This is a genomic window from Pseudomonas sp. NPDC088368 (assembly GCF_044753445.1).
Lineage (GTDB): Bacteria > Pseudomonadota > Gammaproteobacteria > Pseudomonadales > Pseudomonadaceae > Aquipseudomonas > Aquipseudomonas bambusae.
In genome coordinates, this window is the sequence record NZ_JBIVNG010000007.1 from 261,106 (window position 1) to 281,783 (window position 20,678).

21 protein-coding genes are annotated in these 20,678 nt (G+C 60.8%); 6 read left to right on the forward strand and 15 right to left on the reverse strand.

Annotated elements, in window-relative coordinates:
* The first annotated feature begins 69 nt into the window (after window positions 1–69).
* Both ACIQAL_RS17315 and ACIQAL_RS17320 read left to right on the forward strand, forming a co-directional pair.
* Complete coding sequence (locus ACIQAL_RS17315; protein ID WP_401147552.1) at window positions 70–960, forward strand: esterase/lipase family protein; 891 nt, start codon at window positions 70–72, stop codon at window positions 958–960.
* Between the two features lie 59 nt (window positions 961–1,019).
* Window positions 1,020–1,256: a hypothetical protein gene (locus tag ACIQAL_RS17320; RefSeq protein ID WP_401147555.1), complete on the forward strand. Its 237-nt coding sequence runs from the start codon at window positions 1,020–1,022 to the stop codon at window positions 1,254–1,256.
* Between the two features lie 3 nt (window positions 1,257–1,259).
* On the opposite strand, the gene ACIQAL_RS17325 is transcribed toward ACIQAL_RS17320, so the two are convergent.
* A complete protein-coding gene (locus tag ACIQAL_RS17325; RefSeq protein WP_401147856.1) occupies window positions 1,260–2,144 on the reverse strand; it encodes a DMT family transporter in 885 nt (294 codons plus the stop codon).
* 149 nt (window positions 2,145–2,293) lie between these two features.
* Between ACIQAL_RS17325 and ACIQAL_RS17330 the strand changes: the two genes are divergently transcribed.
* Together ACIQAL_RS17330 and ACIQAL_RS17335 are read left to right on the forward strand one after the other, a co-directional pair.
* Entirely contained in the window at window positions 2,294–2,584 is a 291-nt protein-coding gene (locus ACIQAL_RS17330) for a PsiF family protein (protein ID WP_166595973.1), read from the forward strand.
* Between the two features lie 249 nt (window positions 2,585–2,833).
* Window positions 2,834–3,844 (forward strand): AI-2E family transporter, encoded by a 1,011-nt coding sequence (locus ACIQAL_RS17335; protein ID WP_166595972.1) that lies wholly within the window; start codon window positions 2,834–2,836, stop codon window positions 3,842–3,844.
* A gap of 213 nt (window positions 3,845–4,057) precedes the next feature.
* On the opposite strand, the gene ACIQAL_RS17340 is transcribed toward ACIQAL_RS17335, so the two are convergent.
* Window positions 4,058–5,323: an Hsp70 family protein gene (locus ACIQAL_RS17340; protein WP_401147559.1), complete on the reverse strand. Its 1,266-nt coding sequence runs from the start codon at window positions 5,321–5,323 to the stop codon at window positions 4,058–4,060.
* 296 nt (window positions 5,324–5,619) lie between these two features.
* Here ACIQAL_RS17340 and cbpA point away from each other — a divergent pair, with 296 nt between their 5' ends.
* Together cbpA and ACIQAL_RS17350 are read left to right on the forward strand one after the other, a co-directional pair.
* Window positions 5,620–6,579 (forward strand): curved DNA-binding protein, encoded by a 960-nt coding sequence (gene cbpA, locus ACIQAL_RS17345; protein ID WP_401147562.1) that lies wholly within the window; start codon window positions 5,620–5,622, stop codon window positions 6,577–6,579.
* A 2-nt stretch (window positions 6,580–6,581) separates the two neighbouring features.
* Complete coding sequence (locus tag ACIQAL_RS17350) at window positions 6,582–6,881, forward strand: chaperone modulator CbpM (protein ID WP_166595969.1); 300 nt, start codon at window positions 6,582–6,584, stop codon at window positions 6,879–6,881.
* Window positions 6,882–6,997: 116 nt separating this feature from the next.
* On the opposite strand, the gene ACIQAL_RS17355 is transcribed toward ACIQAL_RS17350, so the two are convergent.
* The 13 genes from ACIQAL_RS17355 to ACIQAL_RS17415 form a co-directional block, all read right to left on the reverse strand.
* Complete coding sequence (locus ACIQAL_RS17355; RefSeq protein WP_401147565.1) at window positions 6,998–8,158, reverse strand: sensor histidine kinase; 1,161 nt, start codon at window positions 8,156–8,158, stop codon at window positions 6,998–7,000.
* Window positions 8,159–8,378: 220 nt separating this feature from the next.
* The gene (ureC, locus tag ACIQAL_RS17360) at window positions 8,379–10,079 is read right to left on the reverse strand and encodes an urease subunit alpha (protein ID WP_401147568.1); all 1,701 of its coding nucleotides are present in this window, start codon (window positions 10,077–10,079) and stop codon (window positions 8,379–8,381) included.
* A 120-nt stretch (window positions 10,080–10,199) separates the two neighbouring features.
* Window positions 10,200–10,505, reverse strand: coding sequence for an urease subunit beta (locus ACIQAL_RS17365; protein WP_401147570.1), 306 nt, complete (start codon window positions 10,503–10,505; stop codon window positions 10,200–10,202).
* Window positions 10,502–11,038 carry a GNAT family N-acetyltransferase gene (locus ACIQAL_RS17370; protein WP_166595966.1) on the reverse strand — a complete coding sequence of 179 codons (537 nt, stop codon included), beginning with the start codon at window positions 11,036–11,038 and terminating at the stop codon, window positions 10,502–10,504. The genes ACIQAL_RS17365 and ACIQAL_RS17370 overlap by 4 nt, the downstream gene beginning before the upstream one ends.
* A gap of 51 nt (window positions 11,039–11,089) precedes the next feature.
* Complete coding sequence (locus ACIQAL_RS17375) at window positions 11,090–11,641, reverse strand: GNAT family N-acetyltransferase (protein ID WP_401147573.1); 552 nt, start codon at window positions 11,639–11,641, stop codon at window positions 11,090–11,092.
* 31 nt (window positions 11,642–11,672) lie between these two features.
* Window positions 11,673–11,975 (reverse strand): urease subunit gamma, encoded by a 303-nt coding sequence (locus ACIQAL_RS17380; protein WP_081563993.1) that lies wholly within the window; start codon window positions 11,973–11,975, stop codon window positions 11,673–11,675.
* 227 nt (window positions 11,976–12,202) lie between these two features.
* A complete protein-coding gene (locus ACIQAL_RS17385) occupies window positions 12,203–13,048 on the reverse strand; it encodes an urease accessory protein UreD (RefSeq protein WP_401147576.1) in 846 nt (281 codons plus the stop codon).
* Window positions 13,049–13,097: 49 nt separating this feature from the next.
* Window positions 13,098–13,796: an urea ABC transporter ATP-binding subunit UrtE gene (gene urtE / locus ACIQAL_RS17390; RefSeq protein ID WP_401147579.1), complete on the reverse strand. Its 699-nt coding sequence runs from the start codon at window positions 13,794–13,796 to the stop codon at window positions 13,098–13,100.
* Window positions 13,797–13,944: 148 nt separating this feature from the next.
* Window positions 13,945–14,799, reverse strand: coding sequence for an urea ABC transporter ATP-binding protein UrtD (gene urtD, locus ACIQAL_RS17395; protein WP_401147581.1), 855 nt, complete (start codon window positions 14,797–14,799; stop codon window positions 13,945–13,947).
* On the reverse strand, window positions 14,796–15,875 hold the full coding sequence (urtC, locus tag ACIQAL_RS17400; protein WP_401147583.1) for an urea ABC transporter permease subunit UrtC: 1,080 nt from the start codon (window positions 15,873–15,875) through the stop codon (window positions 14,796–14,798). The genes urtD and urtC overlap by 4 nt, the downstream gene beginning before the upstream one ends.
* Entirely contained in the window at window positions 15,875–17,467 is a 1,593-nt protein-coding gene (gene urtB / locus ACIQAL_RS17405) for an urea ABC transporter permease subunit UrtB (RefSeq protein WP_401147586.1), read from the reverse strand. The genes urtC and urtB overlap by 1 nt, the downstream gene beginning before the upstream one ends.
* Window positions 17,468–17,644: 177 nt before the next feature.
* A complete protein-coding gene (gene urtA, locus ACIQAL_RS17410; RefSeq protein WP_401147588.1) occupies window positions 17,645–18,910 on the reverse strand; it encodes an urea ABC transporter substrate-binding protein in 1,266 nt (421 codons plus the stop codon).
* Between the two features lie 352 nt (window positions 18,911–19,262).
* On the reverse strand, window positions 19,263–20,636 hold the full coding sequence (locus ACIQAL_RS17415; protein WP_401147591.1) for a PepSY-associated TM helix domain-containing protein: 1,374 nt from the start codon (window positions 20,634–20,636) through the stop codon (window positions 19,263–19,265).
* Between the last annotated feature and the right edge of the window lie 42 nt (window positions 20,637–20,678).

Genomic DNA, 20,678 nt, shown 5'->3' on the forward strand with positions numbered 1-20,678 from the left:
CTGACCCATCCCGAATGAAGTCGCTCCCACAGAGGGATTGTCATTCGACATCAGGAGATTCAACCGCCCATGACGCAAGAACAGGCCACGCGTTATCCGATTGTGCTGGTGCCGGGGTTATTGGGCTTTGTGAAGCTGATCGTCTATCCGTACTGGTACGGCATCGTCCCGGCGTTGCGGCGGGGTGGGGCTACGGTGATTCCGGTGATGGTCTCGGCGGTGAACTCCACGGAAATTCGCGGCGAACAGCTGCTTGCGCGAATCGAAGAAATTCTCAGGGACACGGGGGCCTCCAAGGTCAACCTCATCGGCCACAGCCAGGGCGCGCTGACCATTCGCTACGTCGCGGGCGTGCGGCCAGACCTGGTGGCGTCCGTCACCTCAGTCGCCGGTCCCAATCACGGCTCGGAACTGGCTGACTACCTTGAGGAGCATTACCCACAAACGACGGTGCGTGGTCGGGCGGTGAACGCAGGCATACGCTTGACCACGCTGGCGCTCGCCCTCCTCGACACTGGCTATCGCGGCACGCGGCTTCCAACCGACGTGGACGCAGCGCACCATTCGCTGACCACCCGTGGCGTTGCACGCTTCAACCGGCTGTTCCCGCAAGGCCTGCCTGAAAGCTGGGGCGGGCAGGGCGAAGAACTGGTCAACGGCGTGCGGTATTACTCGTGGTCCGGCACCTTGCAACCGGGGCGCACGGACCGGGGAAAAAACCGCCTCGATGCCGCTAATCTCACCTGCCGAATATTCGCTCGCACGTTCACGAAAGAGCGAGGTCAATCTGATGGCATGGTCGGGCGATTCAGTTCGCACCTGGGCACAGTCATCGGTGACGACTTCCCGCTCGACCATTTCGACATCGTCAACCAGCACTTCGGGCTGGTCGGCAAAGGGGCTGATCCGGTGGGGCTGTTTCTCGAACACGCCTCGCGATTGAAAGCCGCTGGCCTCTGACTTTTTTAGCCGTAGTTCGTGATCTGTCGGCCCCAAAGGGTCGCAAAGGAAGTGATGCGATGAGCGATAAAGAGCTTTATGAGATCGAGTACACCCTCGCTGGCGAACATCACGTCGATGTGATCGAAAACCTGGATGTGCCGATCATTGAGGTCGTCCACGAGTTGGCGCACAAGCACCACGTTGCGGTGGCTGACGATCCCCTCGATGCGGGCAACCCACACATCGGTCTGCCCCATGTCGCGGGCATTACCGACGTGTCGATTCACAGCGCGGATGATCGCGAAGAGGCGTAGACCCTAACGGATTGCGGCTTTGCGCAGCGGGGTGGTCCAGCGTTCAGCGAGGATCACGCCGCCCAGCGTCAATGCGCCGCCGATGAAGTGATAGGACGCCAGTTGCTCGCCCAGCGCCAAGGCAGCGACCAACGCCGTAAGAATCGGCACCAGGTTGAAGAACAACGTCGTGCGGCTGGGGCCGAGGATGCTGATGGCTTTCATCCACAGCAGAGGCGCGATCATCGACGTCGGGATGCAGGCGTACAGCACCAGCGGGATGTTGCTGCCGTTCAGTCCGGTTTTCGGCGAGAGCAGGAACAGCGGAAACAGCGCGATGATCGCCACCAGAATCTGCAAATACAGCAATTGCAGCGGCGGCATGCGCAGCTGCCATTTCTTCAGCAGCGTGCTGTAAGTCGCGTATGCCAGCGTTGCGACCAGCATCATCAAGTCCCCGAAGTTGACGCCATGGGCAATCAGCACGGCCCAACTGCCTTGCGACACCACCAACAGCACGCCCGCGAACGACACGAGTGCACCGACCAACGCGCCTGCCGTCAGCGCGGTGCCAAGACTCGCAATCGACATGCCCAGTGTCATCACCGGCACCAACGACAGGATGATCCCCATGTTGGTCGCGGTCGTGATGTTTGCCGCGTAGTACGCGAGGCTTTGATAAATCGCCATCCCCAGCACGCCCAGCACCACGACTTTGCCGACGATGGGCCGAATCGCCGCCCGATTGCGCAGCACCGGGCCAAGCAGAAACGGCGTGAACAGCAAACCCGCCAGCAGCCAGCGGTAAAAGCCGATCTCGGCCGGGAAAATGCGCCCGGCGGCGGCTTTGGTGATGACGTTGTTACCCGCCCAGATCATGACGGTGAGCAGGGGATACAGGTATTGCATGGGGAAACCGGCAGAAGAGTGAGGCGTCATTATCGGCTTGTGAGGATTCGCGTCTACCTCACTGGCCGGTTTCTCGGAAATATGTCGCAACATTCTTTGACTACACTGCGTTGAAAGCTGCGTCTGTGCGGCGATCCCGGAGAAAGTCGATGAAAATGCTGCGTGTTCCTCTGTTGGTCATGGGCTTGTTGATGTGCGCTCAAGGTTTCGCTGCCACGGCACAGCAAAACAAAATGACCACCTGCAATGCCGATGCGTCGGCCAAATCCTTGAAGGGCGACGACCGCAAGGCGTTCATGAGCACCTGCCTGAAAGCCGCGCCAGCCCCGGCGGCCACCCAGCAGGAGAAGATGAAAACCTGCAACGCGACGGCCTCGACCCAAGCGTTGAAAGGCGATGCGCGCAAAACGTTCATGAGTGACTGCCTGAAGAAAAAATAAGGCATTTGTTACCAGAGTTATCGAGATGAAACGGACCTGTGGGAGCGAATTCATTCGCGGAACGGCAGCGAAGACGATGCAGATGTATCGCCGTAGTGGCCAATCGTCAGATCACCGCCCGGAATGAATTCGGTCCCACAGGTATTTGCGTGACAGTTAGAGCGACTAACGACACTTCTAGGCGCTGGTCCTTAACAGGGAACGCTGGCAGACTGCCCATCTTTTCAGGCCGTTCGTTTTTGAGGCTGTATGCCAACGTTTTCGCCGCGTCATGTGTACATCGCCAGCTGCATTCTCGTGTTCGGCGGTCTGCTGCTGGTGTTACCGCTCAAGCTCCTGCCCAGTCTGCTCGCGGGTCTGCTGGTTTACGAACTGGTCGACATGCTCACTCCACAACTGCAACGCCTGATCGCCGGTGAGCGCGCGCGCTGGTTAGCGGTGGCTTTGCTCGGCACGCTGGTCGTCAGTGTTCTTGCGCTGCTGTTCGCGGGCGCGATCAGTTTCATCCTGCACGAAGCCGAGAATCCCGGCGCGTCGCTGGATAAGTTCATGATTCTGGTGGAGCGTGCCCGCGGCCAGTTGCCGCCGTTCATCGACGGCTATTTGCCCGCCAGCGCTTCTGAATTCCAGGCCTCCCTCAGCGCGTGGCTGACCAAGCACATCGGCGAGCTGCAATTGCTCGGCAAAGGCGCCGCACACATGTTCGTGACCCTGCTGATTGGCATGGTCCTGGGTGCAATCATTGCGCTGCAACGCATTCCCGACGTCACCAAGCGCAAGCCCTTGGCCGCCGCGCTGTTCGAGCGTCTGCACCTGCTGAGTCAGGCGTTTCGCAACATCGTGTTCGCGCAGATCAAGATATCGCTGCTGAACACGGCGTTCACCTCGGTGTTCCTCGCGGTGATCCTGCCGTTGTGCGGCGTGCACCTGCCGCTGACCAAGACGCTGATCGTCCTGACCTTCCTGCTCGGCTTGTTGCCGGTGGTGGGCAATCTCATGTCCAACACGCTGATCTTCATTGTCGGCATGTCGCTGTCGATCTGGGTCGCGTTGGCGGCGCTGGGGTACCTGATCGTGATCCATAAGGTCGAATACTTCCTCAACGCCCGGATCGTCGGCGGGCAGATCAGCGCGAAGTCGTGGGAATTGCTGCTGGCGATGCTGATCTTCGAAGCCGCGTTCGGCCTGCCCGGCGTGGTGGCAGGGCCGATTTATTACGCGTATTTGAAGAGCGAGTTGCGGAAGGTCGAGTTGGTCTGACGGCTCGCTGCGGTTTTCGGTTCGACGCTGATTGCTTCTGGCCAAAGGCCGTCGGAGCTGGCTTGCCTGCGATCTGTTGGGCAGCAACAGCAAACCCGGCGAATGCGGTTCTGCTGATACAACCAGGTTTTCTGCATTTGCTGCCGGTTCCCGGCAGATCGCAGGCAAGCCAGCTCCTACGCCTCCGGCAGAAGCGGATCGGTGTGATGCCGCTTAGCCGTAACGCTTCTTCGCCTCGATCGCCAACCCGCTGCCGATGCTGCCGAAGATATTCCCTTCCACATGCCGCGCTTTCGGCAGCATCGCCGCGACGCTGTTGCGCAGGGCCGGGATGCCGCTGGAACCACCGGTGAAGAACACGGTGTCCACGTCGGTCACGCCCACACCTGCATCGTTCAGCAGGCTTGTCACGCTTTCCCGCACACGCTCCAGCAGCGCATCGATCGACGACTCGAACAGCTCGCGGCTGAGGTCGGCGTTCAAACCGGCCTCGATACGGTCCATTGGCACCACGCGTTTGTGGGCATGGGTCAGTTGAATCTTGGTTTCTTCCACTTCCATCGCCAGCCAGTGCCCGGCGCGCTGTTCGATCAGCTTGAACAGGCGATCGATGCCCAAGGTGTCTTCAATGTCGTAGCGCATGCTGCCCAGCGCCAGCTGCGACTTCTGCGAGTACACCGAGTTGATGGTGTGCCAGGTTGCCAGGTTCATGTGGGTGCTGGTGGGCATGTAGGCGCCGCTTTTCATCCGGCTGCCGTAGCCGAACAGCGGCATCACGCCTTGCAGGCTGAGCTGTTTGTCGAAGTCGGTGCCGCCGATGTGCACGCCGCCGGTGGCGAGGATGTCGCTCTGACGGTCATCGACCAGACGACGTTCAGGCGAGAGACGCACCAGCGAGAAGTCAGACGTACCCCCGCCGATGTCGACGATGAGGACCAGCTCTTCACGCCCCAGCGTCGACTCGTAGTCGAAGGCCGCCGCAATCGGTTCGAACTGAAACGACACGTCCTTGAAGCCAATCTTGCGTGCCACTTCGGCCAGGGTGTCTTCAGCCTCCTGATCGGCGGCCGCATCGTCATCGACGAAATGCACCGGACGGCCCAGCACCACTTGTTCGAATGAATGACCAGCGACAGCTTCGGCGCGCTTTTTCAGCTCGCCGATGAACAGCCCGAGCAGGTCCTTGAACGGCATCGCCGTGCCCAACACGCTGGTGTCATGCTTGATCAGCTTGGAACCCAGCAGGCTCTTGAGCGAGCGCATCAGGCGGCCTTCATAGCCTTCCAGGTATTCGTGCAACGCTAGACGGCCATAGACCGGGCGACGCTCTTCCATGTTGAAAAAGACCACCGAGGGCAGGGTGATCTTGTCGTCCTCCAGCGCGATCAGGGTTTCCGTTCCGGGGCGCAGCCAGCCGACCGTGGAGTTGGAGGTGCCGAAATCGATGCCAACGGCACGGGCTGGGGATGGGGTGCTCATGTCTGTACGTTCCGGTCAAAAAAACGGCCGCGCAGTGTATGCGACAAAGCGCCAGATTCGTAGCGCGCACGTCGGTTTTTCTTTTCATGTGCGTCTATTTCACGCGGGCCGCTTGAATCAGCGCACATCACCCCCAATCTCCAAGGCAACTCTCAATGCATACGGCCGGTTTGGACCCTGTTTCAAGCTCGCGAGGCCGTGTGCCGATAACCTTGCAACATTCAGCGCGGTCGACGTTCTCATTTGATAACGCGGTACGGAACTGTGCTGGAGACTCCGGAATGGGTGACCGTTAGATGGACTTCAAAGATTATTACAAGATCCTTGGCGTTGAGCCGACTGCGGACGAGAAGACGATCAAGACCGCTTACCGCAAGCTCGCGCGCAAGTATCACCCCGACGTCAGCAAAGAGCCTGGCGCGGAAGACAAATTCAAAGAGGCCTCCGAGGCCTATGAAGCGCTGAGCGACCCTGAAAAGCGCGCCGAATACGACGACATCCGCAAATACGGCCAGCAGGGCCGTTTCCAGCCGCCTCCGGGCTGGCAGGGCCGTGGTGGCGCGGGCGCAGGCCCGGGGTTTGGCAGTGGCGGCTTCGAGGGCGGGGATTTCTCCGACTTCTTCAGTTCTATTTTTGGCAATCGTGGCGGTCAGCCGGGCGGACGTCCGCGCAGCACGGGACGTAGAGGGCAAGACGTGGAACTGGACCTGGCGATTTTCCTGGAAGAAACCCTCTCCACCGAGTCGAAAAAAATCAGCTTCAAAGTGCCGCAGCACAGCGCCAACGGCCAGCGCATGGCGGACATCACCAAAAACCTGAACGTGAAGATCCCGGCGGGCGTGAGCGACGGCGAGCGCATTCGTCTTAAAGGACAAGGCGCGCCGGGCATTGCCGGGGGCGAAAATGGCGATCTCTTCCTGACCATTCGTCTGGCGCCGCACCCGCGCTTCGACGTCGAAGGCCATGACCTGATCATCACCGTGCCGCTGGCCCCGTGGGAGGCGGCGCTGGGTACGAAGGTCGCGGTGCCGACCCTGACCGGCAAGATCAACCTGACCATTCGTCCGGACAGTCAGAGCGGGCAGCGATTGCGGGTTAAAGGTAATGGTCTGTTGAACAAGCAGGGCGAGCGTGGCGATCTGTATGCGCAGTTGAAAATCGTCATGCCCAAGTCCACCGATGACGCCACCAAAGCGCTGTGGGAGAAACTGGCCGAGAAGGCCGCTTTCGATCCGAGGGCTCAATGGAGTAACTGATCATGCGCAATACCCTGGTCGTAGACATGAAGGAGTTCTGCCAGGTGGTCGATATGCCGGCCGCCTATGTCATCGAGATTGTCGAACACGGCATCGTCGAACCCCAGGGACTAAAACCGGATGACTGGCTGTTCGACACGTACTCGCTGTCGATCGCCAAGCGCGCGGCCAAATTGCATCATGATCTGGAAATGGAATGGGACGGCGTCGCCCTGGCGTTGAACCTGCTGGATGAGCTTGAGCAGGTGCGGGCCGAAAACCGCATGCTCAAGCAGCGGCTGGGCAGGTTTTTGCAGGATTGAGCAGGATGCAATGCCCGCGACGACGGACCTCTGTAGGAGCGAATTCATTCGCGAGGCGCCGGTACATCCGACACCTCTGGGTCGCCCGTGCAGATGTCTCGCGAATGAATTCGCTCCTACAGGGATTGTGTGGATCTGGGCGCTTCACCCCTCTTCGGCAGCACCACCGTAAACGTGGTCCCATCCCCGACATTCGACGTCACGGTGATGCTTCCGCCGTGGGCGTTGACAACCTCTTTAACGATGAACAACCCCAACCCCAGGCTAGTGGACGGGTTGTGCGTGCCCGCTTCTTCGTTGAGCGCGCGCACCATCGGGTCGAAAATGCTGCCGATGGCTTCCTGCGCAATCGGCTCGCCTTCGTTGTGCACCGACAGACTGATGTGATGCTCGCTGCCCGTGAGTGTCACGCTGATCGTGTGCGGCGAAGCACCATGTTGCAGGGCGTTGCCAATCAGGTTTTGCAGCAGTTGGTCAATCCGCGCGCGGTCCCACTCGCCTTGCGTCTCGCCCTGGGAGGTGAACGTCGGGTCGCAGTCGGGATGGCCAGCGATGGCGGCATCAATGGCCTCACGACAGGCCACGGTCATCTCCATCGGCTTGCGCTCGACCGGCAGGCTTGAGCCGAGACGGCTGCGCACGAACTCCAGCAAATCCCCGACCATGGTCGCCATGTGCCGACCGCTGCTTTTGATGGCCTTGATGTAAGCCATGTCCGCATCGTTGATGGTGGTCTTGCGCATCAGGATTTCGGACGACATGCCAATGGCTTGCAACGGCGCGCGAAGGTCATGGCCCAGAATCGCCAGGAAGATGTCGCGCGAACGGGTAACACGTTCCGCGTAAGCCGCCGTCGACTCAGCCAGCGCTTCATCGATGGCTTCGTTGAAGCGGATCATGTCCGTAAAGTACGCGATCTCCGGCGAAGTCAGGCTTTCAACCCAAAACCGGATCACCGTTGCGCGCAGGTGACGAAACTCCGACGTCATTTGTACCAGATCAAAGCCGACCGTGTGCCGCAGCTCGCCATGGCTGGCCGCCGCCTGATCCAGCGTCGGGGTCTTGCCGATCTCTTCGCCCTGCGATTTGGCGATCTGCTCGGACTTGGTCTGCGCCGTGTTCATGTCCCGCGCCGCGGCCAGCAGAATGGCCTTGGCGTGATCGCGCAGTTCCACACTGTTCATCGAATCCGCCGCAGGTGTCAGCGTCGCCGCGAATTTTTCCCACTCGTCGACAATGCGGTCCACGTGCTGAACGATGAAGTCGGAAAGACGCATGGGGGTACAACCTTGCTGGCGAAGCGCTGAGTGAAAGTGGGGCCATATTAGCGCCATGTCGTGACGGGAAGAACAGGGGATTGAGCGTGCGAACCTTGAGAGAGATCGACCTGTAGGAGCGAATTCATTCGCGAGAGGCCCATCCAGACGATACAAGTGCATCGCCCGAACCATTTTTCGCGAATGAATTCGCTCCCACAGGAGTTCCCGCGATACCCCGTTAAAACAGAAAATACCGCTGCGCCATCGGCAATACGTCCGCAGGTTCGCACCACAGCAGCACGCCATCAGCTTTCACCTGATAGGTTTGCGGGTCGACGTCGATTTTCGGCAGGTAGTCGTTGTGGATAAGGTCCGCTTTGGTCACGCTGCGGCAGCCTTTCACTACACCGATCTGCTTCTTCAAGCCCAGTTGCTCCGGTACGCCCGCATCGAAGGCGGCTTGGCTGATGAAGGTCAGGCTGCTGGCGTGCAACGCGCTGCCGTAGCTGGCGAACATCGGGCGATAGTGTACGGGTTGTGGGGTCGGGATCGAGGCGTTGGCGTCGCCCATCAGGCTGGCAGCGATTGAACCCCCTTTGAGGATCAGCGTCGGCTTCACGCCGAAGAACGCCGGGCGCCACAGCACCAGGTCCGCCCATTTGCCCACTTCCACCGAGCCGACTTCGTGGCTGATGCCGTGGGTGATCGACGGGTTGATGGTGTATTTGGCGATGTAGCGTTTGACCCGGAAATTGTCATTACCTTCGCCGTCACCCGGTAGGGCGCCGCGTTGGCGTTTCATCTTGTCGGCGGTCTGCCAGGTGCGCATGATCACCTCCCCAACACGGCCCATGGCTTGACTGTCAGAACTGAGCATCGAGAACGCGCCCAAGTCGTGGAGGATGTCTTCGGCGGCGATGGTCTCGCGACGGATACGGCTTTCGGCGAACGCCACGTCTTCGGCGATGCTCGGGTCCAGGTGATGGCAAACCATCAACATGTCCAGGTGCTCGTCGATGGTATTGCGCGTGAATGGCCGGGTCGGGTTGGTCGAGCTCGGCAGCACGTTGGGGAAGCCGCACGCCTTGATGATGTCCGGCGCGTGGCCGCCCCCAGCCCCTTCGGTGTGGTAGGTGTGGATCGTGCGGTTCTTGAACGCGCCGAGGGTCGTTTCGACGAAGCCGGATTCGTTCAGGGTGTCGGTGTGGATTGCCACCTGCACGTCGTATTGGTCGGCAACGGTCAGGCAGTTATCGATGGCGGCAGGGGTGGTGCCCCAGTCTTCGTGCAGCTTGAGGCCGATGGCACCTGCTTTTACTTGCTCGATCAACGGTTCAGGCACGCTGACGTTGCCCTTGCCGGTGAAGCCGATGTTCATCGGGAACGCTTCGGCGGCCTGCAACATGCGCATCATGTGCCATTTGCCGGGGGTGACGGTGGTGGCGTTGGTGCCTGTCGCAGGGCCGGTGCCGCCGCCGATCATGGTGGTCACGCCGCTCATAAGCGCTTCTTCGATCTGCTGCGGGCAGATGAAGTGGATGTGCGTGTCGACGCCGCCTGCGGTGAGAATCATGCCCTCGCCCGCGATGACTTCGGTGGCCGCGCCGATGGCGATAGTCACGTCCGGCTGAATGTCCGGGTTGCCTGCTTTACCGATGGCCGCGATGCGCCCGTTTTTGAGGCCGACGTCGGCCTTGACGATGCCCCAGTGGTCGATGATCAGCGCGTTGGTGATCAACGTGTCGACCACGTCATCGGCTGACAACTGGCCCTGGCCCATGCCGTCGCGAATGACTTTGCCGCCGCCGAATTTCACTTCTTCGCCGTAGGTGGTGAAGTCCTTTTCGACCTCGACCCACAGCTCGGTGTCGGCCAGACGCACGCGGTCACCGACGGTAGGGCCGAACATGTCGGCGTAGGCTTGTCGGCTGATCTTCATTCTCGTTCCTCGAATCCAATTTGAGCTGCGAGCTTCAAGCTGCAAGCCTCAAGTAAAAGCGGAATTGTGTACGCCGCGGACTGCCGTTTCTTGCAGCTTGTGGCTTGAAGCTCGGCGCTGCTACAGGTCGCCCATGACTCTGCCTGCGAATCCAAATACTCGCCTCAGCCCTGCCAGGTCCACCAGCTCAACCTCTCGCGCCTGGCCCGGTTCGAAGCGCACGGCAGTGCCGGCCGGGATGTTCAGGCGCATGCCACGGCTGGCGGCGCGGTCGAAGGTGAGGGCGTCGTTGGTTTCGAAAAAATGGAAATGCGAGCCGACCTGAATCGGCCGGTCGCCGCTGTTGGCGACGCTGAGGGTGATCGTGCGGCGCCCGACATTGAGTTCGATGTCACCGGGCTGGATCTGGTATTCACCAGGAATCATGCGCTCTTCCTCGACAGTAACTTGTAGTAAATGGCGGTGGCGTGGTACTCGCCGTCCGGGTTGCAGGCATAGTCCGGCAGTTGGCCGCACAGCTCATAACCCAGCGCGCGGTAAAAATCTTCGGCAGGCGAGCCGGCCAGGGTGTCCAGATACAGCAGCCCGCGTTTCTGCTGTGCAGCGGCCTGTTCGACCGCCTGCATCAATTGCGTGGCCAACCCGCGACGGCGGGCATGGTGCAGCACCAGCAGCTTTTGAACCTCAGCGCGGTTCAGGCCGTTGGCCTTCTGGCACAGCGCCAATTGCACGGTCGCCAGCACCTGCTCGTCCTGCACCACGACCCACATCAGCACCTTGCCCTGCTCGACCTCGGTCTTGATGCTCTCCCACCAGCTATACGCCTCGTCGGCGCTCAGATCGGCCATGAAACCGATGGACGCGCCCCGGTGCACAGCGTCCAGCAACAACGCCACCAGACCGTGGCGGTAATGCGCAAAGCTTTCACCGGTGACACGTCGCAACTGAGCAGCATTCATGACTTGGCTTCCTTCAAAGAGAGAAATCAGGGCATAGGGTGGGCTATCGGATTATGGGTTCGAACCCTGCGATGGCGCCTGAGACGGCGGGGCCTTGGCCCCCGGCGACAGGTCCAGTTGCATGAAGGTCAGGTCCAGCCAGCGGCCGAATTTGGTGCCGACTTGCGGCATCTGGCCGGTGGTGATGAAGCCTTGCCGTTCGTGCAGGTGGATCGAGGCGGCGTTTCCGCTTTCGATGGCCGCGACCATCATGTGTTTGTCGCAAGCCTTGGCGCGTTCGATCAGCGCTTTCATCAACAAAGGACCGAGGCCGTTGCCGCGCTGATCGGCGCGTACGTAGACCGAATGTTCGACGGTGTGGCGGAAGCCTTCAAAGGGCCGCCAGTCGCCGAACGAGGAATAGCCGAGCACCTGACCGGCGTTATCGACGACCACGAGAATCGGGTAGGCCTGGGTCTGGCGCGCTACGAACCACGCTTCGCGATTGGCCAGGTCGACCGGTTGTTCGTTCCAGATCGCCGTGGTGTTGAGGACGGCGTCGTTGTAGATGTCCAGCACGGCAGGCATGTCAGTCAGCAGCGCGTCACGAATCGTATACGTCATGTTCGTTTTCACTTGTTCAAAAAAGGCTGTTTCAGGCAATCGGTTGGTGCACGGTCACCAGCTTGGTGCCGTCCGGGAACGTGGCCTCGACCTGGATTTCCGGGATCATTTCCGGGATGCCTTCCATCACTTGTTCCCGGGTGAGCAGGGTGGTGCCGTAGTGCATGAGTTCTGCGACGGTCTGGCCATCGCGCGCGCCTTCCAGTAGGGCGGCGGAGATGAAGGCCATGGCTTCCGGGTAGTTGAGCTTCAAGCCCCGGGCCAGTCGCCGCTCGGCCACCAGGCCTGCGGTGAAGATCAGCATCTTGTCTTTTTCGCGTGGCGTCAGGTCCATGTTTCTTCCGTTTTAAATCGGTTGGGCGTTTGCCCGTTAAATCGTTGTTGTCTGGACGATCGTTCGCGAATGAATTCGCTCCCACAGTGGAAATGTATTTCTCCCAAGGAATGCATATGCCCGTTGGAATGCATCTCTGCGCGGCAATGCAGGTCCACCGTTGGAACGCGATCTCCCTGTGGGAGCAAATTCATTCGCGAAGACGTCGGTCCAGCCAACCCAAAAAATCAGGTACTCCAGATTCTCGGCGCGGCAGCCTCTCTGCCCAGCAGCGCAGGCCGCAATACTTTCCACAATTCAATCAACCAGGCCCTTGCATGCAGCGCTTCATCGGCCAGGCAGCGCGCGACGATCAGCCCCGGCAACTGACTCACATCCCCGCGCACCGGCGACTGTTCAGCCAGCTCGCGGCAACGTTCCATCAGCGCCGCGTCAATCTCCCCGGTCACGATCAGCGTCGCGAACACCGGTTTGCCACACAGGCCCACCGGCGAATCCAGCAACCCGTCATTCCCCGTGATGCGCTGGCGCTCATGCCACAGCAGTTTGCCGTCGCGACGAATGTCCAGATGCGCCTGAAAATGCCCCTGATCGAAACGCTCGCCGCTGGCCGGCCGCCCGAGCGCCACGACGTCCCAGTACAACAGCCGCGCATCGCCTTCGAGCTCAATGCGCGTGGTCAATTCAGCCTTGGCCTCGCTGAAGACAATCGTCTCCTGCGGCAGCCATTCCAGCGTAGCGCCTGCGGCAATCTTCAACTCAAGCTGTTGATAAGCGGGGCCCGCGGCGCGATACCACTTGGCGGCGCCGGGGCTGGTCAGTTGTGCCCAGGCATTGGGGCCAACGCTGGCGTTGATGTCCAGCCGATCCCCGCCCGCAATCCCGCCCGGCGGGTGAACGATGATGTGCTGGCAGACTTCCGGGCCTTCGGGGTACAGGTGCTTTTGCACCCGCAACGGACCTTTGTGGCGACGTTGGGTCGGGCGCGTGGTGTCGTCGAAGCGCCCATAGCCCAGCTCCAGCTCGGCGTGCCAGCTGGGTGTGAACAGGGCGGTGTGGGCAGGCAGGTTCATAGTGTTCGGTGTCTTTCTTTGAAGGCGTCTACCTTAGCCGATCGGTGCATCAAATGGTGACCAGACCACGCACGCCTTCGGCCTCCATGTTTTCGCCGCGACCTTGCTGAACGATCTCGCCACGGGACATGACGATGTACTGATCCGCCAGCTCGGCCGCGAAGTCGTAGAACTGCTCGACCAGCAGAATCGCCATGTCGCCACGGGCTGCGAGCTTCTTGATCACCGCGCCGATTTCCTTGATCACGGACGGCTGAATGCCTTCGGTAGGCTCGTCGAGAATTAGCAGGCGAGGGCGGCTGGCCAGTGCTCGGCCAATCGCCAGCTGTTGCTGCTGACCACCCGACAGGTCGCCGCCGCGGCGATGCTTCATTTGCAGCAGCACCGGGAACAGCTCGTAGATGAAGGCCGGCACTTCCTTGGCCTCTGAGCCGGGGAAACGGGACAGGCCCATCAGCAGGTTTTCTTCCACCGTCAGACGCCCGAAAATTTCGCGCCCCTGGGGCACGTAAGCGATGCCCGAGTGCACCCGCTGGTGCGGCTTGAAACCGGTGATCGGCTTGCCCTCCCACTGCACCACGCCTTCTTTGGCGGGCAGCAGGCCCATCAGGACTTTTAGCAGGGTGGTCTTGCCCACGCCGTTACGGCCCAACAGGCACGTGACTTCGCCGATCTTCACGTCAAAAGACAGGCCGCGCAGGATGTGGCTGCCGCCGTAGTATTGATGAAGCTTTTCAACCTGGAGCATAAGGTCCGTTCTCGTCTGTTGTGGCTGCCGCGATCCACTGTGGGAGCGAATTTATTCGCAATGCGGTGGTTCAGGCGCTAAAAATGCGTCGGATGTACCGCCGTTTCGCGAATGAATTCGCTCCCACAGATGTCATCCGAAATCTGCGTTACCTCCCCAGATAAACCTCAATCACGCGCTCATCCGCCTGCACTTCTTCCAGCGACCCCTCCGCCAGCACACTGCCTTGGTGCAGCACGGTGACGTGGTCGGCGATGCTGCCGACGAAGCCCATGTCGTGCTCGACCACCATCAGCGAGTGCTTGCCCGCGAGGCTCTTGAACAGTTCGGCGGTGAATTCGGTTTCGGCGTCGGTCATCCCCGCCACCGGCTCGTCGAGTAGCAGCAGCTGCGGGTCCTGAACCAGCAACATGCCGATCTCCAGAAACTGCTTCTGCCCGTGGGACAGCAAACCCGCAGGCCGCGCCATCGATGAGGTCAGGCGAATGGTTTCCAGCACTTCACTGATGCGGTCGCGTTGCTCGCCGTTGAGCTTGGCCCGCAGGCTGGCCCAGACCGATTTGTCGGTCTTCTGCGCCAGCTCCAGGTTCTCGAATACGCTCAGCGCTTCGAACACGGTGGGCTTCTGGAATTTGCGCCCGATCCCGGCCTGAGCGATCTGCACTTCGCTCATCTTGGTCAAGTCCAGCGTCTCGCCGAACCACGCGGTGCCGTGGCTGGGGCGGGTCTTGCCGGTGATCACGTCCATCAGGGTGGTCTTGCCCGCGCCGTTGGGGCCGATGATGCAGCGCAGTTCGCCCACGCCGATGTACAGATTCAGATCGTTCAGGGCCTTGAAACCGTCAAAACTGACGCTGATGCTTTCCAGCGTGAGAATGGTGCCGTGTCGGGTGTTGAGCCCTTTGCCCGCGATTTGGCCCAAGCCGATGGCGTCGCGGCTGGTGCCTGCGTCGCTGTTCGGGTCCAGCACGGGATCGAATGCGGGAGTCGGCGTGCTTTTCATTGTTCGCCCCTTTTTTTCATCAGGCCAATCACGCCTTTGGGCAGGTACAGCGTCACCACGATGAACAGCGCGCCGAGGAAGAACAGCCAGTATTCCGGGAAGGCCACGGTGAACCAGCTCTTCATGCCGTTGACCAGACCGGCCCCCAACAGCGGGCCGATCAGCGTGCCGCGCCCGCCCAAAGCGACCCACACGGCGGCCTCGATGGAGTTGGTCGGCGACATTTCGCTGGGGTTGATGATGCCCACTTGCGGCACGTACAGCGCGCCCGCCAAGCCACACAAAACAGCGCTCAGCACCCAGACGAACAGCTTGAAACCGCGCGGGTCGTAGCCACAGAACATCAGGCGGTTTTCCGCATCACGCACAGCGGTCAGCACCCGACCGAACTTGCTGCGCGCCAGACGCCAGCCGACGAACAGGCTGCCAACCAGCAAGGTCACGGTGAGCAGAAACAGCACCGCCCGCGTGCCTTGGGAGGTAATGCTGAAACCCAGAATGCTGCGGAAGTTAGTGAAGCCATTGTTGCCGCCGAAGCCGGTTTCGTTGCGGAAGAACAGCAGCATCCCGGCGAACGTCAGGGCTTGGGTCATGATCGAGAAATACACGCCCTTGATCCGCGAACGGAAGGCGAAAAAGCCGAACACCAGCGCTAGCAGTCCTGGCGCCAACACCACCAGGCACATGGCCCAGAGGAAGTGTTGCGTGCCGACCCAGTACCACGGCAGCTCGGTCCACGACAGGAAAGTCATGAACGCGGGCAGGCTGTCGCCCGAGGCTTCGCGCATCAGGTACATGCCCATCGCGTAACCGCCCAGCGCGAAGAACAGGCCGTGGCCCAGCGACAACAGGCCCGCGTAGCCCCAGACCAGATCCAGCGCCAGAGCGACGATGGCGTAGCACAGAATCTTGCCCACCAGCGTCAGGGTGTAGGCCGACACTTGCAGGCTGTTGCTTTCAGGCAAGAGCGAGAGCAGCGGGAGGGCGATCAGCAGGGCGAGGACGACCACGCCCACCGCGAGCGTGACTTTGGTGCCAGCGCGTTGCGCGGCGGTAACCATCAATGGCTGGTTCATCAGTCGATCACCCGTCCTTTGAGCGCGAACAGCCCTTGCGGACGTTTCTGGATAAACAGAATGATCAGCGCCAGGATCAGGATCTTGCCCAGCACTGCGCCGATTTGCGGTTCGAGAATCTTGTTGGCGATGCCCAGACCGAAGGCCGCCGTGACACTGCCGGCCAGTTGACCAACGCCGCCGAGCACCACCACCAGGAACGAGTCGATGATGTAGCTCTGGCCCAGGTCAGGGCCGACGTTGCCGATCTGGCTCAGCGCCACGCCACCCAGCCCGGCGATGCCGGAGCCGAGCCCGAAGGCCATCATGTCGATGCGCCCGGTGGGCACGCCGCAGCAGGCGGCCATGTTGCGGTTCTGGGTCACGGCGCGCACGTTCAGCCCCAGGCGGGTCTTGTTCAGCAGCAGCCAGGTCAGCACCACCACGAACAGCGCGAAGCCAATGATGATGATCCGGTTGTACGGCAGCACCAGGTTCGGCAGCACTTGAATGCCGCCGGACAGCCATTCGGGGTTGGCCACTTCGACGTTCTGTGCGCCGAACACCACGCGGATCAGCTGGATCAGCATCAGGCTGATGCCCCAGGTCGCGAGCAGGGTTTCCAGCGGGCGACCGTACAGGTGACGAATCACCGTGCGCTCCAGCGCCATGCCGATGCAGGCCGTGACGAAGAACGCGACCGGCAGCGCCACCAGCGGATACAACTCGATGGCGCCGGGTGCGTAGCGCTGGAACATGATCTGCACAACGTACGTCGCGTAGGCGCCGAGCATCAGCATCTCGCCGTGGGCCATGTTGATCACGCCCAACAAGCCGAAGGTGATCGCCAGCCCCAGTGCCGCCAGCAGCAGGATCGACCCCAGTGAAATACCGCTGAACACCTGGCCGATCACTTCGCCGATCATCAGCTTGCGTTTGACTTGCGCCAGGCTGGTTTCGGCGGCAAGCCGCACGGTAGGGTCGGTTTCGACGTTAGGCTCAAGCAGGTTTTCAAGGCGGGTTCGGGCCAGCGGATCACCGGTTTCGCCCAGCAGACGTACAGCGGCGAGGCGAACCGTCGGGCTGGTGTCGACCAATTGCAGGTTGGCCAGCGCCAGGCTCAGGGCCGCGTGAACGGTGTCGTCTTTCTCGCTGGCGACTTGCTGCATCAGCAGTTTCAGTTGCGCAGGGCGGGCGCTTTTCTGCAGGGTCAGCGCGGCGGCCAGACGCAACTTGGCGTCGGCGGCGAGCAATTGGTGGCTGGCCAGCGCTGTTTCCACCAGACCGCGCAAACGGTTGTTCAGGCTGATGGCCTGCGGTTCGTCAGGATTGGGCGCGTCGGCTGCGGCCGGAGCATTCGGGTCGACGGCGGTGTAGGTGTCGCCGTTCTGGATGAAGGCGCGGTTGCTGCTGTCGGCGGCCACCCGGCCTTCCTGCAGGGCAACCAGCAATTCGACGCGCGTCGGATCGGGCTTGGCGGCCCAGGCTTCCAGCAATTCAGCGCGTTCGGAGGATTCGGCCGCGACAAAGTCACCGGCATCGCTGGCGTGGGCTGCGAAAGGCAGCAACAGGCTCAGGGCGAGAATGAGGCGGTAGAGAAGAGATCTGGGCATATCGTTTGGCCTTGGTGTCGGCGTACAGCAGAGAAACCGCGTTGAGGCATTTCGCGAATGAATTCGCTCCCACAGAAGATCGCATTCCCCTGTGGGAGCGAATTCATTCGCGAAGGATGTTCAGGCGACGCGCCGGGTCGCTCATGCGCCATACGCAAGAGCGACCTTTAACGCGGCTTAGTTACTCTTCACCGCATAGTCAGGCTTCTTGTCGTTGCCCGGAATGAACGGACTCCAAGGCTGAGCACGGATCGGCTCCTTGGTTTTCCAGACCACGTTGAACTGACCGTCGGCCTTGATCTCGCCGATCATCACTGGCTTGTGCAGGTGGTGGTTGGTCTTGTCCATGGTCAGGGTGAAGCCCGACGGCGCGGCGAAGGTCTGGCCGGCCATGGCTTCGCGGACTTTATCCACATCGGTGGACTTGGCTTTCTCGACCGCCTGTGCCCACATGTGGATGCCCACGTAGGTGGCTTCCATTGGGTCGTTGGTCACGGCCTTGTCGGCGTTCGGCAGGTTGTGGGCCTTGGCGTAGGCTTTCCAGTCCGCGACGAACTTGGTGTTGACCGGGTTCTTCACCGACTCGAAGTAGTTCCAGGCTGCCAGGTTGCCCACCAGCGGTTTGGTGTCGACGCCGCGCAGTTCTTCTTCGCCCACCGAGAATGCAACGACCGGTACGTCGGTGGCCTTCAGGCCCTGATTGCCCAGTTCCTTGTAGAACGGCACGTTGGAGTCGCCGTTGACGGTGGAGATCACAGCGGTCTTGCCGCCAGCGGAGAACTTCTTGATGTTGGCCACGATGGTCTGGTAATCGCTGTGACCGAACGGGGTGTAGACCTCTTCGATGTCGCTGTCCTTCACGCCTTTTGAGTGCAGGAACGAACGCAGAATCTTGTTGGTGGTGCGTGGGTAGACGTAGTCGGTGCCCAGCAGGAAGAAGCGCTTGGCCGCGCCGCCGTCTTCGCTCATCAGGTACTCGACCGCAGGAATCGCCTGTTGGTTAGGTGCAGCGCCGGTGTAGAACACGTTCGGCGACATCTCTTCGCCTTCGTATTGCACCGGGTAGAACAGCAGGCCGTTCAGCTCTTCGAAGACCGGCAATACCGATTTACGTGACACCGACGTCCAGCAACCGAACACCACGGACACTTTGTCCTGGGTAATCAGTTGGCGCGCCTTTTCAGCGAACAGCGGCCAGTTGGACGCAGGGTCAACGACCACGGCTTCGAGCTTCTTGCCGTTCACGCCGCCCTTGGCGTTGATTTCGTCGATGGTCATCAGCGCCATGTCTTTGAGCGACGTTTCGGAGATGGCCATGGTCCCGGACAAAGAATGAAGAATGCCGACCTTGATGGTGTCGGCGGCCTGGGCGGTCCAGGCCAAACCCATAGCGGCGATCGATGCGGACAAGGTGAACGCTTTAAGCAAACTACGACGCTTCATTGGCTAGCTCCATTCTTTGATTTTTTTAGGAAATGCTGTTGGCGGTGCGGAGGTTGTGTCTGCTTAGGCTTTAGCAAAGGCTGGGCCAACGCCGAAAACGTCGCAGAATCGAATGAAAGCGTCGCGATCGAGAGAGGGGTCGCACCAATGTGGGATGGCGCGGGAGCCGTGGTGCGGTGGGTGCGCTGATGTGGTGCGGATGTTGTCTGGGTCGACAGGTTTTTGGTGGGGCGCGCTCAAACGGCGCTGCATATGTCGGAGAGAAAAACAAAGACGGGGCCTGAAACCGGAAATGAGGAGGAATTCATCACTAAACCACCCAAAAAAGGTTCCAGGCCCCGCAGGACGCAATCTAAGCTGTTGTCGTCGATTTGGCAAAGCGCGAAAGGGCTATCCGATCGAGTAACCATATTGCCATCATGGAAATCCCGACGAGCGGAAAGGCAACACCCAGCGCAACCATCGCCACCGTCGCCGTTTTCCAGCGCGGCAAGTCATGACGCAGCGGCGGAACACCCCAACCGTTTTGCGGCCGACGTTTCCACCAGATCACAATCCCGCTCACCGAACTGAGCAGCACCATCAGGCAGATGAACAGGATGATCAGTTGGTTGACCCAGCCGAACATCTTGCCTTCGTGCAGCATCACGCCCAACTCGGTGGCTCGCGACACCACGCTGTAATCGGCGTAGCGGACGTCCGCAAGCACCTTGCCGCTGTACTGATCGACATGCAGTGTGGCGTCGTTGTGAGGATCGTCCGCAAACACCGATACCGTGAACACGCCGTCGGCGGTTTTGGGCGACGTGATGCTGTAGCCAGGTTCGATCTTCCGCTCATTGGCGATGTCCACGACCCGTTGCAGCGTGATCCTGGGCGCGGCAGGTGCGCTGGACATGGCGCCGTGATTCATGTGCTCAGCGTGATCGCCGGATGACACCGGCATGGGTGTGTTCTCCAGCGCCCACGGCACGGTCTGCACGGCGGCGGTGTTGAGGTCGCCCGCCTGTTTGTCGGACTTCGGCACGTCATTCCACATCGCCGCAGGAAACGTGTTCCAGACATCGGCGTAGACCTTGCCCCACATCCCCGTCCACGTCATGCCGCTCAAGAGCATGAACAACAACGCCACCGCCCCCCAAAAGCCGGTCACCGCATGCAGGTCGCGCCACAGCACTCGGCCTTTGGCGCTGATCCGCGGCCACAGCACGCCGGCCGATGAACGCCCTCGCGGCCACCACAGATAAAGGCCGGACACCACCAGCACGATGCCCCAACCCGCTGCGAGCTCGACAAGACGATCGCCGACCGTGCCAATCATCAGTTCGCCGTGCAGTTCGCGGGCCATCGCTTGCAGATTGCTCTTCGCATCCTGGGTGCCGAGGATCTGGCCGCTATAGGGGTCGATGAACAGGTTCACGTCGCGGCCGTCTTGTTTCACCACGAACTGCGCGCTGCTCTGCGCGTTCACAGGCGGCAGGTATTTGCTGATCAACACGTTGGGGTAGGCCGCCAGCACACGCTGTTGCTGCTCGTCGGCGCTCAGCAGGTGATGGGCCGGTTTGACCGTCAGCAGGTCGCTGTACATCAGCGAATCGAGCTGCGGTTTGAACAGATAAACCATCCCGGTCAACGACAGCAGGATCATGAACGGCGCCACGAACAGCCCGGCATAGAAATGCCAGCGCCACGCCAGGTTGTAGAAAGACACGTTGGGTCTGGACACGGTAAAACGCTCCCGTCAGGGATAAGCACGGTGCAACCCGCT

What these genes read in the sequence shown, in the direction of transcription:
- ACIQAL_RS17320 (WP_401147555.1), top strand. Translation starts at nt 1,020, where the DNA reads ATGAGCGATAAAGAGCTTTATGAGATCGAGTACACCCTCGCTGGCGAA.
- ACIQAL_RS17340 (WP_401147559.1), bottom strand. Translation starts at nt 5,323, where the DNA reads ATGAGCACCCCATCCCCAGCCCGTGCCGTTGGCATCGATTTCGGCACC.
- urtA (WP_401147588.1), bottom strand. Translation starts at nt 18,910, where the DNA reads ATGAAGCGTCGTAGTTTGCTTAAAGCGTTCACCTTGTCCGCATCGATC.
- cbpA (WP_401147562.1), top strand. Translation starts at nt 5,620, where the DNA reads ATGGACTTCAAAGATTATTACAAGATCCTTGGCGTTGAGCCGACTGCG.
- ACIQAL_RS17385 (WP_401147576.1), bottom strand. Translation starts at nt 13,048, where the DNA reads ATGAACCTGCCTGCCCACACCGCCCTGTTCACACCCAGCTGGCACGCC.
- ureC (WP_401147568.1), bottom strand. Translation starts at nt 10,079, where the DNA reads ATGAAGATCAGCCGACAAGCCTACGCCGACATGTTCGGCCCTACCGTC.
- ACIQAL_RS17335 (WP_166595972.1), top strand. Translation starts at nt 2,834, where the DNA reads ATGCCAACGTTTTCGCCGCGTCATGTGTACATCGCCAGCTGCATTCTC.
- urtE (WP_401147579.1), bottom strand. Translation starts at nt 13,796, where the DNA reads ATGCTCCAGGTTGAAAAGCTTCATCAATACTACGGCGGCAGCCACATC.
- ACIQAL_RS17375 (WP_401147573.1), bottom strand. Translation starts at nt 11,641, where the DNA reads ATGACGTATACGATTCGTGACGCGCTGCTGACTGACATGCCTGCCGTG.
- ACIQAL_RS17380 (WP_081563993.1), bottom strand. Translation starts at nt 11,975, where the DNA reads ATGGACCTGACGCCACGCGAAAAAGACAAGATGCTGATCTTCACCGCA.
- ACIQAL_RS17330 (WP_166595973.1), top strand. Translation starts at nt 2,294, where the DNA reads ATGAAAATGCTGCGTGTTCCTCTGTTGGTCATGGGCTTGTTGATGTGC.
- urtB (WP_401147586.1), bottom strand. Translation starts at nt 17,467, where the DNA reads ATGCCCAGATCTCTTCTCTACCGCCTCATTCTCGCCCTGAGCCTGTTG.
- ACIQAL_RS17355 (WP_401147565.1), bottom strand. Translation starts at nt 8,158, where the DNA reads ATGCGTCTTTCCGACTTCATCGTTCAGCACGTGGACCGCATTGTCGAC.
- ACIQAL_RS17350 (WP_166595969.1), top strand. Translation starts at nt 6,582, where the DNA reads ATGCGCAATACCCTGGTCGTAGACATGAAGGAGTTCTGCCAGGTGGTC.
- ACIQAL_RS17325 (WP_401147856.1), bottom strand. Translation starts at nt 2,144, where the DNA reads ATGCAATACCTGTATCCCCTGCTCACCGTCATGATCTGGGCGGGTAAC.
- urtC (WP_401147583.1), bottom strand. Translation starts at nt 15,875, where the DNA reads ATGAACCAGCCATTGATGGTTACCGCCGCGCAACGCGCTGGCACCAAA.
- urtD (WP_401147581.1), bottom strand. Translation starts at nt 14,799, where the DNA reads ATGAAAAGCACGCCGACTCCCGCATTCGATCCCGTGCTGGACCCGAAC.
- ACIQAL_RS17370 (WP_166595966.1), bottom strand. Translation starts at nt 11,038, where the DNA reads ATGAATGCTGCTCAGTTGCGACGTGTCACCGGTGAAAGCTTTGCGCAT.
- ACIQAL_RS17365 (WP_401147570.1), bottom strand. Translation starts at nt 10,505, where the DNA reads ATGATTCCTGGTGAATACCAGATCCAGCCCGGTGACATCGAACTCAAT.
- ACIQAL_RS17315 (WP_401147552.1), top strand. Translation starts at nt 70, where the DNA reads ATGACGCAAGAACAGGCCACGCGTTATCCGATTGTGCTGGTGCCGGGG.